We start from the raw sequence: 13211 nt of genomic DNA on the forward strand, positions 1-13211 counted from the left end.
ATTATTTGATAGGATTTTTAAATAAAGATTCAATAGAAAATGCGATTAAATACATTATTTAAAAGCCAGCAGCTTATTTTTTTGGTAGCTTCATTATTTTTTGGCTTGCTTACTCTTTGGATTTTTGGAGATTTGGCATCTCCAATACTCATAAGTATTGTTCTGGCAGTTCTGTTTAGGCCTGTAAATACTTACTTCACAAAAATTGGTATTCCAAGAAAAATAAGTGTGTTTATAACTTTTTTAATAGTTATGTTGCTTGCATCGGCTTTTTTACTTCTTTTTGTGCCGCTTTTTATAAATGAAACAGAAGCATTCATAGAAGATATTCCAAGCTTATTATTTATCTTGGAGCCGGTAACTCAAGCATTGGGAAGTTTAAACGCGCCTATTGAATCGATAGAAAGTGCACAATCTCTTCTTTCTGATTTAAGCGGTTTTTTAACTGGCGCTATATCATTTGGAATATCAAGAGCTCAAGAAACAGCAAATCTTTTCTTAGGACTGATTTTAGTTCCAATTTTTTTATTTTTTTGGCTTTGGGATACAGAAACGTTATCAAACGGCTTTTCAAGGTTTGTGCCGAAAAAAAGAAAGTTTCTTTCAAAGGTTTGGAATGAGGCAAATGTAAATTTTCAAAACTATTTTAAAGGTAAATTTATTGAAGTTTTTATAGTTGCAATATTTGGTAGTTTGTTATTCTACTTCTTGGGTTTAAATAGCCCAATTCTTTTAGGCACAACACTTGGCTTAAGTCAGTTAATTCCTTTTTTTGGCCCTGTTTTTATGACAATACCTATTCTAATAATTTCACTTGCTCAGTTTGGTTTAGATCCATATGTAATCGTAATTCTTATAGCATTTGGAATTCTTCAATTTATTGATGGCAATATTTTTCTACCATTTCTTATGTCTGGGGTTGTAAAGTTGCCAGCTGTAGTAGTGCTTTTATCAGTCTTCTTTTTTGGTGCAATTTTTGGAATTTGGGGGGTATTTTTCTCTGTTCCTCTAGCAAGTTTTGTAAAATCTATTTTAGATAATTGGAAATATATTGATTCTTAATTGGCTTCTTTTAATTCAGAAAGGACCTCTTCAACGTGACCTGGAACCTTCACTTTTCTCCATTCTTTTATAATTTCACCATTTGGATTAATAAGAAACGTGCTTCTTTCAATACCCATAAATTTCTTTCCATACATACTTTTCTCTTTCATCACGTCGTATGCTTTGCATAATTTTTCATCTGGATCTGAAATTAACTTAAATGGAAGTGATTCTTTTTCGCAAAATTTATCATGCGATTTAATTGAATCTCTTGAAACACCAAGTATTTCACAGTTGTGTTTTTGAAAACTTTTGTAGTGATCTCTAAAATCTTGGCTTTCTAGTGTACATCCAGAAGTCATATCTCTAGGATAAAAATACAAAACTAAATATTTTCCTGAAAAGTCCTTTAAACTTAAAGATTCACTTTCTGTGATCAGTCCTAAAAAACTTGGAGCTTTTGTTTTATCATTCACAAGTAGGATTATAAGAATAAAAAAAAATGAAAGGAAGTATAGTTGCAATAGTTACACCCATGAAATCAGATTATTCGGTTGATTTCCATTCTTTAAAAAAGCTTTTCCTCTTTCATGAAGAGGCTAAAACTGACGGTATTGTTTTAATAGGAACAACAGGTGAAGCTGGAACTTTATCCATATCAGAGAGAGAAGATATTTATAAATTCGCTTGTGATAACACTGCAATTCCATTAATGGCTGGAGTAGGAAGTTCGTCTACTTCGGATTCATTAAAGTTTATAGATTTGGCTCTTAACTGCGGAATAGAAAAATGTTTAGCTGTTACCCCATACTACAATAAGCCCTCACAGGAAGGTTTGATAGCACATTTTAAAAAGCTCGCAAGTTCTGATGCCTTGATATATTTATACAATGTTCCGGGCAGGACGGGAGTTGATCTGCAACCTGAATCTGTTGATGAATTATTAGGTGAAAATAATATCGTAGGTATTAAGGAGGCTATAAACACACACGATAGAATGGAAAAGCTTTCAAAGCTTCTAGAAAAAAGAAAAGATTTTTATTTGTTATCTGGAGATGACCCAAGTTTTGTTGAGTTTGGAAAATACGGTGCAGTAGGCATAATTTCTGTTGCAGCTAATATAGTTCCAGAAGTAATAAAGCAAATTTCTGATTTAATTCAAGAGAAAAATTTCGAAGAGGCCGCTTTGATAAGTAAAAAATATGAAAAGTTATTCAATATTTTGCTTGAGAATAGTCCAGGACCCTCTAAATATCTACTTGCAAAAATAAAAATGCTAGAGAATAATCTTAGATTACCACTTGTGAAAATATCGGAAAAACTGGGAAAAGAAATTGATGAAATTTACTCAAATACTTAATATTTTTTTAATAATCTTTTTTATTAATGGATGTAGCTTCCTTAGTTCTTTTGCAAGGGAAAATCCAAATGAAAGATATAAGGAGGAGGGAGAAGATTTAGTCACAAATTCTGAAACAGAGAATTTGGAAATTTCAAATGATTACCCCTATCCATCAATTCAGAATAATCCCTTATCTCAAAGTGAACTTCCAAGACCTAAAAAGATATTTTCATCTGGAAATTCAGAAAAGGTTGAAATTAGAAGACTTGGAGAAATTTATTGGATTTATATCGAAGCACTTCCATCAAAAATGTGGGCACTAACCAAAGATCTTCTTGCTGCTCAATATGATATTGAAAATGAAGACCCTACAAGTGGCAAGATTAAAGCAAAGAGTAAAGCAAATGGTGAGGATATAAATATTATTCTTGAACATGGAATTAGAAATAATAGTTCTGAGATTTATCTTGAAGATGATAGTGGTGCAGCTATAGATGTTGGTTTTTACAATTCTTTCTCTAACTATTTTGTAGAAAATCTTCCAGGATACCAAGGAAACTCATTAGCCGCTCAATCTTTGAATCTCAATAAAAAAACTAGAATTGTATATGTTCAAAAGGAGATAGGTATCGAATTTAAGCTTACCTTCGAAAGAACATGGTCAGCAATCTCAAGAGCATTAGAACGTTCAAGTTTAGAAATTAAGGACAGAAATAGAGAATTGAAGTACTTTCAAGTCAGTGTGGATGAGGACGACAACAGTTTCTTTGGTTTTTTTTCCAGATCAAATAATGCCGCAGATGTAGATTATGAACTCACCTTCACTCAAAGTGGTGAAAATACTATCTTAGAGTTTAAAAAACTTTCTAATACAAGTATCAGTGTTAATGATTTAGTTGACCAAATTAACGAGAACCTATCATGACGGAAAAGCAAAATTTAATTTCTGAGGGTAAAGCAAAATCACTTTTTGAGACTTCAAATGCCAATGAATTATTAATGGTTTACAGAGATGATACTTCTGCATTTGATGGTAAGAAAAAAGAGGCTCTAAGTGGCAAGGGCGCAATTAATAATAAGTTTAATGCATTCATAATGTCCTACCTTCAGGAAAATGGTGTTGAAACACATTTTTTAAAACAAACCAGTGACAATGAAAGTCTTGTAAAGAGATTAGATATGTTGCCTGTCGAATGTGTGGTAAGAAATATTGCAACTGGCTCATTGTGTAGAAGGCTTGGAGTAAAAGAGGGAATAAAGTTTGAAGAGCAGCCTCTTTTTGAATTTTTTCTTAAGGATGATGATCTCGGTGATCCCCTAATAAATGATAATCATATTATCGCTTTTAAATGGGGCACAGCAGATGAAATAGAACAGATGAAAAAAATTACATTCGATATAAATAAATACCTTTGTAAGATTTTTGATGATGTTGGCTTAATTCTTGTTGATTATAAGGTTGAATATGGCAGGTATGATGGAAAACTTATACTGGGAGATGAATTTACTCCTGACGGCTGCAGAATTTGGGATAAAGAGACAGGTGAAAGTCTGGATAAAGACAGATTCAGAAAAGATTTAGGCGATGTTGTCGAATCTTATCAAATTGTTGCCCATAAATTGGGTGTCAAGGTTTAAAAATTCCCTTAAAAACACATATTAGATATAATTACAAATGCAAGTTATGAAAGAATCTATATATTTTGATTATGCTTCAACAACTCCTGTAGACCCTCGAGTTGCAAAGAAGATGTTTGAATACATGTCAAAAGACGGTCATTTTGGAAATCCAGCATCTCGTTCGCATGCTTACGGTTGGAAAGCTGATGAGGCAGTTGAAAAGGCAAGAACTCAGGTAGCAAACCTAGTAAATGCTGATCCAAGAGAAATCGTTTGGACTTCGGGTGCAACTGAGTCTGATAACTTAGCTTTGAAAGGCGCAGCAATGTTCTATAAAACAAAAGGGAAACATATAATCACTTCTAAGATTGAACATAAAGCAGTACTAGATCCTTGCAGACAACTTGAGCGTGAGGGATTTGAAGTTACATATCTTGACCCAGATCTTAATGGAGAAATCACTCTCGAAAATATCAGAAAACATGTAAGAAAAGACACAATTTTAATTTCTATAATGCACATTAATAACGAACTTGGAGCGGTTAACGATATTAAAAAAATTGGTGATTTCACAAGAAAAGAAGGAATAATTTTTCATGTTGATGCGGCACAAAGCACTGGAAAGTTAAAGATTGATTTGAATAAATTGAATGTTGATTTGATGTCTTTTTCTGCACATAAGACCTATGGCCCTAAAGGTGTAGGAGCTTTATATGTAAGAAGAAAGCCTAGAATAAGGCTTGAGGCACTAATACATGGAGGAGGTCATGAAAGAGGTTTTAGAGCTGGTACTCTAGCCACTCATCAGGTTGTGGGTATGGGCGAAGCTTTTGCATTAGCTCAAAAGGAGATGGATAAAGATAACAAAAAAATTAAGGATTTATCAGATAAATTCTGGAAAGAAATATCATCTATTGAAGAAATCTTTTTGAATGGTTGTCATAAGAATAAGGTACCAAACATCACTAACGTAAGCTTTGCTTACATTGAGGGAGAGTCACTAATTATGGCATTAAAAGATGTTGCAGTATCGTCTGGTTCAGCATGTACATCTGCAAGTCTTGAGCCCTCATATGTTCTTAGAGCCTTAGGAAGAGCTGACGAGCTTGCTCATAGTTCAATAAGATTTTCATTTGGTAGATTCACTACTGAGAAAGAAGTAATGGAAGTTGCAAAAACAACAAAAACTGTTGTTGAGCAGTTAAGAGCATTATCACCTTTGTGGGACATGTATCTTGACGGAGTTGATCTTGAAAAGGTGGAGTGGGTACCCCATTAATAGTTATGGCTTATTCAAAAAAAGTAATAGAAAAATTTGAAAATACTCTCAAAAACCCTTCTGCTTTTAATGTTGGCAGGCTAGATCCTAAAAAGAAAAACGTTGGAACTGGCATGGTGGGAGCTCCTGCATGCGGCGATGTAATGAGACTTCAAATTGAAGTCAATGAAAAAAATGTAATAACAGATTGTAAATTTAAAACCTATGGCTGTGGTTCAGCAATTGCTTCAAGCCAGCAAATGATAGAAATGATGAAAGGAAAAACTATTGAAGAGGCAAAAAAAATTAAAGACAAAGATATTGCGAAGATACTTGAACTGCCTCCAATAAAAATTCATTGTAGCGTATTGGCAGAGGACAGCATTAAGCAAGCAATAGCTGATTATGAATCCAAAAAAGCATAAACCAAAAATTTTAAATTTCACTTCAAAAGCCTTAGCTCATTTCAAGCATATGGTCTCAAAACAAGGCAAAGAAAATAAAATCAGACTAGGTGTTAAAAAAATGGGATGTAATGGTTTTTCTTATTTTTTTGAGTTCGTAAATCGTCCAAATAAGTCTGATCAGAAGCTTTTCATAGAAAATTTAGAGTTTTTAATTCCAACAGATTCCGTTGAGATTATCAAAGGTAGCCAAGTCGACTTTGCAATAGAAGGCCTAAATCAAGGAGTTAGATTTATGAACCCTAACGCAAATGCAGTATGCGGATGTGGTGAAAGTTTTACTGTAATGGGCGAAGATGAATCTACAGATACAGTAGTAAAAAAAAAATAAAAATTTTGCCGCATGAAACTATCTGTCCAGATGGTTTGACTTTCGAAGCTCTAGAAAACGAAACAATTCTTGATGCATGTTTAAGAAATGGAGTACATATCGAACATGTATGCGAAAAATCCTGTGCGTGCACAACTTGTCATGTAATTATTGAAGAGGGTTTTGAAAATCTAGATGAAGCCTCCGATGAAGAGGAAGATCTTCTGGATAAAGCTTGGGGACTTGAAGCAAATTCAAGATTAAGTTGTCAAGTTAGGCCTAAATCAGAACTTACTGTCATCAAAATTCCAAAATATACAATAAATCAGGTTTCTGAGGTACCATAAAGTGCTTAAATGGGTTGATACTCTGGATATTGCAATAGAACTTGCTGAAAAATATCCTGAAAAAGATGCTCAGTGGATTAATTTCGTAGAGTTGAGAAAACTAGTGTTATCTTTAAAAAACTTCGAAGATGATCCTGAAAGATGTAATGAAAAAATACTTGAATCTATCCAGCAAAATTGGATTGATGAAATGGAGTAAGTGCATGGAAAAAACATTATCGATTATTAAACCAGATGCGATATCCAAAAATGTTATTGGAAAAATAGTGCAAAGATTTGAGGATGCAGATCTTAAAGTAGTGGCAATGAAGATGATTCATCTATCTGATGAAGATGCGAAAGGATTTTACAAAGAGCATGAAGGAAAACCATTTTTTAATCCTTTGGTAGAATTCATGACATCAGGACCGGTAGTAGTTCAAGTGCTGAGAGGAGAAAATGCAATTTTAAAAAACCGTGAACTTATGGGCAATACCAATCCCCAAGAAGCCGAACCTGGTACGATTCGATCAGATTTTGCACAATCAATAGATGCAAATGCAGTGCACGGCTCTGATTCAGTGGAGAGCGCTAAGAGAGAAATAGCATATTTCTTTAATGATTCTGAAATTTTCTAGAGTTTTGCTTTGATCGAATCAGTAATTAAAAGAAAAAAAACAAGAAAAATTTGGGTTGGCGATGTTCCAGTTGGTGGAAATTCACCAATATCTGTTCAATCAATGACAAATACTGATACTGATGATGTTGTATCAACTGTAAAGCAAATTCATCAGTTGCAGGATGCTGGAGCTGATATTGTAAGGGTTTCGGTGCCAACTCTTGAAGCAGCTGAATCTTTCAAAAAAATAAGGACACAAGTAAATATTCCACTAGTTTCTGATATTCATTTTGATTACAAAATTGCACTTGCTGTACTAAATAATGGTGTTGACTGCTTAAGAATAAATCCAGGTAATATTGGTAATGAAAAGAAAATAAAAGAGGTCATAGCTTCAGCAAAAGATAAAAATATACCTATTAGAGTAGGTGTAAATGCAGGTTCCCTAGAAAAAGATTTACAAATGAAATATGGAGAGCCTAATGCTGATGCTCTAGTAGAATCTGGAATGAGACATGTTGAAATACTTAAAAAAAATAACTATGAAAATTTTAAACTTAGCATTAAGTCTTCAGATATTTTTATGGCTGTGGAAAGTTACGAGAAGATTTCCAATTTAATTGATCAGCCTTTACACCTTGGGATTACAGAATCTGGTTCACTTAAAACTGGAACAGTAAAATCATCAATAGGACTCGGATCACTCTTAATGAAGGGGATTGGAGATACTATAAGAGTTTCGTTAGCTTCAGACCCTATAGATGAGGTCAAAGTAGGTTGGGAAATGCTAAAGTCCTTGAAAATCAGATCAAGAGGTGTAAAAATTGTCGCCTGCCCAAGCTGTTCAAGACAGAACTTTCAGGTGATTAGCACAGTAAATAAACTTGAAACAGAACTATCTGAGCTTAAGGAAGAAGTAACATTGGCTGTAATAGGGTGCTATGTCAATGGCCCTGGAGAGTCAAAGATTGCGGATGTTGGTGTCACTGGAGCAGATCCAAAGCACTTAATTTATCTTGGAGGAAAGCCAGCATATAAAGTTGAAACTAAAGACTTAGAAAAGGCTTTAGTAAAAGAAGTGATGAAAATTGCTGAAAATAAAAGAAATACAATTTTAAAACAATGAGTGATTTAAAAACTATTAGAGGAATGCCAGATCTATATGGTAAGGATATAGAGGCTATTTCTGTGATAGAAAAAACTTGTAAAGAAGTATTTCTAGCCTTTAATTATTCCGAAATTAGAACACCTTTAATTGAATATAAATCTTTATTTGAAAGATCAGTTGGAGAATCGTCTGAAATAATTCAACAAAAAGAGGTATTTGAACTAGATGATAGAAAAGGTGAAATGCTTTGCTTAAGACCAGAAGGAACAGCTGGTCTTGTTAGATCGTTAATTACAAATGGTCTTGATGATGAGGAAATCAAAAAATTTTTCTACATTGGTCCAATGTTCAGATATGAAAGGCCTCAAAAAGGTAGAAAAAGACAGTTTTTTCAAGCAGGAGTGGAGCTAATTGGCAACGCAATTTATGGAGATTTAGAAGTCATCCAACTAGCTAATATGATTTTAGATAAATTAGGCATTGAGTCGAATTTAGAAATAAATTTTTTGGGCGATAACGAGAGTCTAAAAGCATATAACAAATACTTAGATGATTATTTATCAAGATCAAATGAAGTGCCAGAATATGTCAAGAAAAATCCTATAAGGGCTTTGGACTCAAAAGATGAAAAAGTAAAAATACTTATGTCAGAGGCCAAAAGCATTGAAAGCTTTCTAAATGAGAAACAAAAAAATAAATTCTCAGACATTAAAAATAAGTTAAATGAGCTAAATATTAATTTTGGGGAAAACAAAAATCTTGTTCGTGGACTTGATTATTATAATGGTCTAGTTTTTGAATTTACCTCTTCTGAACTTGGGGCACAAAACGCAATTATTGGAGGAGGGAGATATGATGGATTAATAGAAAGTTTAGGAGGAAGAAATTTACCAGCAACAGGCTTTGCATTAGGAATTGACAGGTTAAGTGAGATTATAAAATCACCTCTTTTAAGGAAAGATATTTTTATAGGATATGTTGATGAGAGTTCTATTCCATTTGCACAAAAAATTGGATCACAATTAAGAGGCATCAACTCTGAGCTAGTAATTGAAAATTATCTTGGCAGCGCTAATGTTTCAAAGCAACTAAAAAAAGCTAATTCTCAGGGATTTAAATTTGCTATTATAGTCGGCCAAGAGGAGATAAAAGCTGAAAAAGTAAAACTTAAATATCTAAAAGATGATAAGGAAGATGTTGAGTGCACAATAGATGAGTTAGTGGAGTTTTTGAATGATTGACCAAATCTTGAACTTTTTAAAAAATAAATATTTTTTAATAGCTTTAGCTTTATTAGTGGTATTTATTGCCATCTACCAATTTTTAGATTATCAAAATAAATTAAAAAATGATGATGAGTTTAAAAAGCTTATTAGTTTCAATGAAAAAGTAATTATTGAAGAAATAGATTTCAATGAACTTATGGAGGAGTCAGATAAATTCACAATTTTTGGTTACAAGCTCATTGTTAAGTCACTTTTAGCGCAAAAGGCAATCGAAAATGAAAACCTAATTAGTGCAAGAAATATTTACAATCAATTATATGTAGATGGTATGAACTCAAATTTAGGAAGAGAAAGCAGGTCCATCATTAATTCTGAGATAATTGAAAATATAATTAGAATTAATATTCAATTAGATGATTTTGAAGAGGGTAAAAAGTTCATTAATTCATTAGAACAAAATCAAAGAAACTATGAATTGGAGGGAGATTTCTATAAATATTTCAAAAAATTTGACGAAGCAAACAACTCATATGATAAAGCTCTTAAAGAGGAGACTGATGAGGGAAAGGTTAATTTTATTAGATTAAAAAAGGTTTACAGCAATGACTAATTTCCTTAAGTATATTTTAATTGTTTTTTTAATTACTGGTTGCCAATCATTAAATAATATAGGCAACAATATTGGTAGCACTATTGGTTTTATAGAAGAAGATCCTTTTGCACCAACTAAGATCCAAACTGATTACGAAAATTTTCTCAAGAGTAATTGGATAAAAAGAAATACAAACTCCTTTAAATTTTCTGAATTAGGGAAAAAACGCCCAGCAAAAAATCTTTTTTTTGCATCATCAGGCGATAGGCTTTTTAGTATATTTGATAATTTAGAAGTTATTGATATCACTACTGGAGAAACATTAAAGGAAGTTTCAATTAATGAATCTGTGATGTCAGGTGTTGCAGCCGGTTATGGTGTTTTTGTATATGTAGGGGAAAATGGAGAAATTTTCGTAAACAATATTGAGAGTGGAGAAAACAGATGGAGTGCAAAATTAAATGATCAAGTTTTATCTCCTGCACTTATTACTTCAAGATATATTCTTGTACAAACATCGTCAGATGTTTTGTATGTTTTTAATTTAAGTGATGGAGAAACTGTTTGGTCAAAAAAAGCGCAACCATCGCTTTTATCTATAAGAGGCACATCTTCGCCAATGCTTTATGAGGGCTTAGTTTTTACAAGCTTTTCAAATGGTAGACTCTCAGCTAACAGAATCACAGATGGTATTCAGTTATGGGAAAGGCCAATTTCAGTAATCAAAGGTTCAACAGAGTTAGAAAAGCTTAAAGATTCTGATAGTCAAGCAATTGCTTTCGAAGAGAGTGTTTATGCCGCTAATTTTAATGGTTCTCTCACACGGTTTAATATTCGAGATGGAGAGAAGATATTTTCTGTTGATTTATCAACCTCTAAACCGTTATTAATGTGGAGAGATACACTGCTTTCAAGCAATACAGATGATGAGATAATTCAATTTGATGCCATTAATGGTAATGAAAAATGGCGTAATTCTAGCTTTAAATATAGAAAAATATCAAACCTTGTTATTCATGATGGAAATTTACTTTTCGGAGATTACGAAGGCTATATTCATAAATTGAATCTTCAAAATGGAGAAATTTTAGGAATTTCAAAATCTAAATTAAATTCAATAAAAAATATTGCTGTAATTTCAAACGATTTAATTATCCAGGATGATTTGGGATCAATTGAGGTTCTAAGCATCTTTTGAGCTATGAAGACTTTAGCATTAGTTGGAAGAACTAATGTCGGTAAATCTACTATCTTCAATAGATTTGCTGGCTTCAAATCAGCAATAGTTTCAAACCAAGAGGCTCTTACTAGAGATAAAAAAGCTGTTGTAATAAAAAAAGGAAACAAAGCTTTCAATTTAATAGATACTGGAGGGTTTTTTCCATCGGAGAAAGGTAATTTTGATGAGTTGGTTTTTTTTAAAACCCAAGAGGCCATACAAAATGCAGATCTAATTTTATTTGTGGTAGATAAAAAATTTGGCTTATCACCTTTTGATAGTGAGATCTCAAAAGTCTTAAGGAAATCAGAAAAAAAGGTATTTCTTCTTATAAATAAAATTGATTTTAAAGAGGGCAGTGTTGAGGATTTCAAAAAGCTTGGTTTTGAAGATGCTTTTGAGATTAGTGCTGAACATAACTTAGGCTTTGAAAAGCTTATAAAACAAATCTTGAAACATTTACCTGAAAGTGAAACTCAAGAGGATATTAATCACCCAAAAATAACAATAATTGGGAAGCCAAATGTTGGAAAATCTTCACTCTTAAATGCTATATCAAAACAAGACTTAATGATCACCTCGCCTGTTTCTGGTACAACCATTGATGCAGTAGAATTTGAGATAAATTACAAGGGAAAGAAGTATAGATTTGTTGATACTGCAGGCGTTAAGAAAAAATCGAAAACGATACTTAAAGAAGAGAAGTTATCAACAAGTAAAAGTTTTAGCGCAATCGAATATGCTGATCTTTGTTTAATGGTTCTTGACGGGTCCGATCAATTCAACGAGCAAGATTTGAAATTAATAAGCAAGATTAACGATGTGGGAAGGTCAATGATAATAGTGATTAATAAATTAGATTTATTCAAAGGAGAGGAGAAAAAAGTACTTGAAAGATTGGCATTAATGGCACCCTATCTTGATTCATACCCTAAAGTTTTTCTCTCAGCTTTGCAGGCCGAAGGATTAAAAAATTTATTTAATCAAATCTATAGGGTTCAAGAAAATTCCGACAAAGACATTAAAACTAATAAGTTAAATGATTTATTACATGAAGCCTTAGAAAAACAACCGCTACCATATAAATCAAGTTTTAAGCCAAAAATTAGATTTGTACATCAAGGTGGTAAAAATCCACATATCATAACGATGCACGGCAATTCATTGAATAAAATTGATGGCAGCTACAAAAGATACCTCATAAAGTTTTTTTCAAAAAAATTAAATCTTCTGGGTGTGAATGTAAAATTGAAATTTTTAAATACTAAAAATCCTTTCAATACGAAAAAATAAAGCAATTTATATTTAACTTTTCTATAATATTCACAAAGAATGGCAAGGCGTCCCACATTTATAAATCTTTTGATAATTAAGCTTCCGCTTACTGCTATGTCTTCAATAAGTCATAGGTTGTCTGGAATTATAAATTTTTTTATTTTACTTCCCGTTTTCACTTTTATCTTCCTCACAGATTATCTCTCAAAAGGGAGTGGTTCCTGGGATATCGACAAATTTAATTTTGAAATAAAAATTTTAATTTCGTTAGCATTACTATCTGTTACATACCATATATTCTCTGGTATTAGACATATGATTGCTGATTTTACAAGTTATGGTCATGAACTCGATTCAGCACGATTAACTGCAATAATTTCTTTTTTACTCACATTTATCTTTTTTGTTTTAATTCTTTTTGAGGTTTGGTGAGATGGGTACTTTTTTATGGTATTTTCAAAGGGTAAGTGCTTTGATAGTTCTTTCATACGTGCTTACAATATTTTTTTCTTACATTTTTTTCGATTTTAGTTCATATGAGCTTTGGAGAAATTTCATAACTACTCCAGAAATTAAGCTATATACGACGATCTTTTTATTGATATCTTTTTCACATGGTGTTCAGGGTCTAAAGGCAGTTGAGGATGATTACTTATCTGAGAGAACCTTAGGTTTTTTATCTGCAAATATTGCAAAGTATTCTTCTCTAGCAAGATTGTTATATAGATTTGTAATTTTGTTGGTAATTTTTGTAACAAGTTACGTTTTTGTAATTTATTATTTGGTCGATTTATAGATAAATAGTGTT

The 13211-nt window shown here is 32.3% G+C and carries 18 protein-coding genes; 17 read left to right on the plus strand and 1 reads right to left on the minus strand.

From position 1 onward, the window contains the following. The first annotated feature begins 39 nt into the window (after nucleotides 1-39). Complete coding sequence (locus M9B42_01825) at nucleotides 40-1062, plus strand: AI-2E family transporter (GenBank protein ID URQ64580.1); 1023 nt, start codon at nucleotides 40-42, stop codon at nucleotides 1060-1062. On the opposite strand, the gene M9B42_01830 is transcribed toward M9B42_01825, so the two are convergent. Beyond that, entirely contained in the window at nucleotides 1059-1520 is a 462-nt protein-coding gene (locus tag M9B42_01830; GenBank protein URQ64581.1) for a peroxiredoxin, read from the minus strand. The two genes, M9B42_01825 and M9B42_01830, sit on opposite strands and share 4 nt — an antisense overlap. Nucleotides 1521-1546: 26 nt before the next feature. Here M9B42_01830 and dapA point away from each other — a divergent pair, with 26 nt between their 5' ends. The 16 genes from dapA to sdhD are packed head-to-tail and all read left to right on the plus strand — an operon-like array spanning nucleotide 1547 to nucleotide 13199. Next, nucleotides 1547-2404 carry a 4-hydroxy-tetrahydrodipicolinate synthase gene (gene dapA / locus M9B42_01835; protein ID URQ64582.1) on the plus strand — a complete coding sequence of 286 codons (858 nt, stop codon included), beginning with the start codon at nucleotides 1547-1549 and terminating at the stop codon, nucleotides 2402-2404. Then, entirely contained in the window at nucleotides 2382-3311 is a 930-nt protein-coding gene (gene bamC / locus M9B42_01840) for an outer membrane protein assembly factor BamC (GenBank protein ID URQ64583.1), read from the plus strand. The genes dapA and bamC overlap by 23 nt, the downstream gene beginning before the upstream one ends. Then, nucleotides 3308-4024, plus strand: a complete 717-nt coding sequence (locus M9B42_01845; GenBank protein ID URQ64584.1) for a phosphoribosylaminoimidazolesuccinocarboxamide synthase — start codon at nucleotides 3308-3310, stop codon at nucleotides 4022-4024. The genes bamC and M9B42_01845 overlap by 4 nt, the downstream gene beginning before the upstream one ends. A 46-nt stretch (nucleotides 4025-4070) precedes the next feature. Next, nucleotides 4071-5285 carry an IscS subfamily cysteine desulfurase gene (locus M9B42_01850; GenBank protein URQ64585.1) on the plus strand — a complete coding sequence of 405 codons (1215 nt, stop codon included), beginning with the start codon at nucleotides 4071-4073 and terminating at the stop codon, nucleotides 5283-5285. Between the two features lie 5 nt (nucleotides 5286-5290). Then, entirely contained in the window at nucleotides 5291-5689 is a 399-nt protein-coding gene (locus M9B42_01855) for an iron-sulfur cluster assembly scaffold protein (protein ID URQ64586.1), read from the plus strand. Next, the gene (locus M9B42_01860) at nucleotides 5670-6059 is read left to right on the plus strand and encodes an iron-sulfur cluster assembly accessory protein (GenBank protein ID URQ64587.1); all 390 of its coding nucleotides are present in this window, start codon (nucleotides 5670-5672) and stop codon (nucleotides 6057-6059) included. Before M9B42_01855 ends, M9B42_01860 begins: the two co-directional genes overlap by 20 nt. A gap of 5 nt (nucleotides 6060-6064) precedes the next feature. Continuing rightward, nucleotides 6065-6385, plus strand: a complete 321-nt coding sequence (gene fdx / locus M9B42_01865; protein URQ64588.1) for an ISC system 2Fe-2S type ferredoxin — start codon at nucleotides 6065-6067, stop codon at nucleotides 6383-6385. Between the two features lies 1 nt (nucleotide 6386). Beyond that, entirely contained in the window at nucleotides 6387-6584 is a 198-nt protein-coding gene (gene iscX, locus M9B42_01870; protein ID URQ64589.1) for a Fe-S cluster assembly protein IscX, read from the plus strand. A gap of 4 nt (nucleotides 6585-6588) precedes the next feature. Continuing rightward, a complete protein-coding gene (gene ndk, locus M9B42_01875; GenBank protein URQ64590.1) occupies nucleotides 6589-7002 on the plus strand; it encodes a nucleoside-diphosphate kinase in 414 nt (137 codons plus the stop codon). Between the two features lie 9 nt (nucleotides 7003-7011). Next, nucleotides 7012-8109 (plus strand): flavodoxin-dependent (E)-4-hydroxy-3-methylbut-2-enyl-diphosphate synthase, encoded by a 1098-nt coding sequence (ispG, locus tag M9B42_01880; protein ID URQ64591.1) that lies wholly within the window; start codon nucleotides 7012-7014, stop codon nucleotides 8107-8109. Then, nucleotides 8106-9332: a histidine--tRNA ligase gene (hisS, locus tag M9B42_01885; protein ID URQ64592.1), complete on the plus strand. Its 1227-nt coding sequence runs from the start codon at nucleotides 8106-8108 to the stop codon at nucleotides 9330-9332. Before ispG ends, hisS begins: the two co-directional genes overlap by 4 nt. Beyond that, complete coding sequence (locus tag M9B42_01890; protein URQ64593.1) at nucleotides 9325-9927, plus strand: hypothetical protein; 603 nt, start codon at nucleotides 9325-9327, stop codon at nucleotides 9925-9927. The genes hisS and M9B42_01890 overlap by 8 nt, the downstream gene beginning before the upstream one ends. Then, complete coding sequence (locus M9B42_01895) at nucleotides 9920-11107, plus strand: PQQ-binding-like beta-propeller repeat protein (protein ID URQ64594.1); 1188 nt, start codon at nucleotides 9920-9922, stop codon at nucleotides 11105-11107. The genes M9B42_01890 and M9B42_01895 overlap by 8 nt, the downstream gene beginning before the upstream one ends. Before the next feature lie 3 nt (nucleotides 11108-11110). Next, the gene (gene der, locus M9B42_01900; GenBank protein URQ64595.1) at nucleotides 11111-12421 is read left to right on the plus strand and encodes a ribosome biogenesis GTPase Der; all 1311 of its coding nucleotides are present in this window, start codon (nucleotides 11111-11113) and stop codon (nucleotides 12419-12421) included. A 39-nt stretch (nucleotides 12422-12460) separates the two neighbouring features. After that, nucleotides 12461-12835, plus strand: a complete 375-nt coding sequence (gene sdhC, locus M9B42_01905) for a succinate dehydrogenase, cytochrome b556 subunit (GenBank protein URQ64596.1) — start codon at nucleotides 12461-12463, stop codon at nucleotides 12833-12835. A gap of 1 nt (nucleotide 12836) precedes the next feature. Beyond that, nucleotides 12837-13199, plus strand: coding sequence for a succinate dehydrogenase, hydrophobic membrane anchor protein (gene sdhD, locus M9B42_01910; protein URQ64597.1), 363 nt, complete (start codon nucleotides 12837-12839; stop codon nucleotides 13197-13199). The last annotated feature ends 12 nt before the right edge of the window (nucleotides 13200-13211 follow it).

It is taken from the genome of SAR86 cluster bacterium (assembly GCA_023703535.1).
In the GTDB taxonomy this organism is placed as follows: domain Bacteria; phylum Pseudomonadota; class Gammaproteobacteria; order Magnimaribacterales; family TMED112; genus TMED112.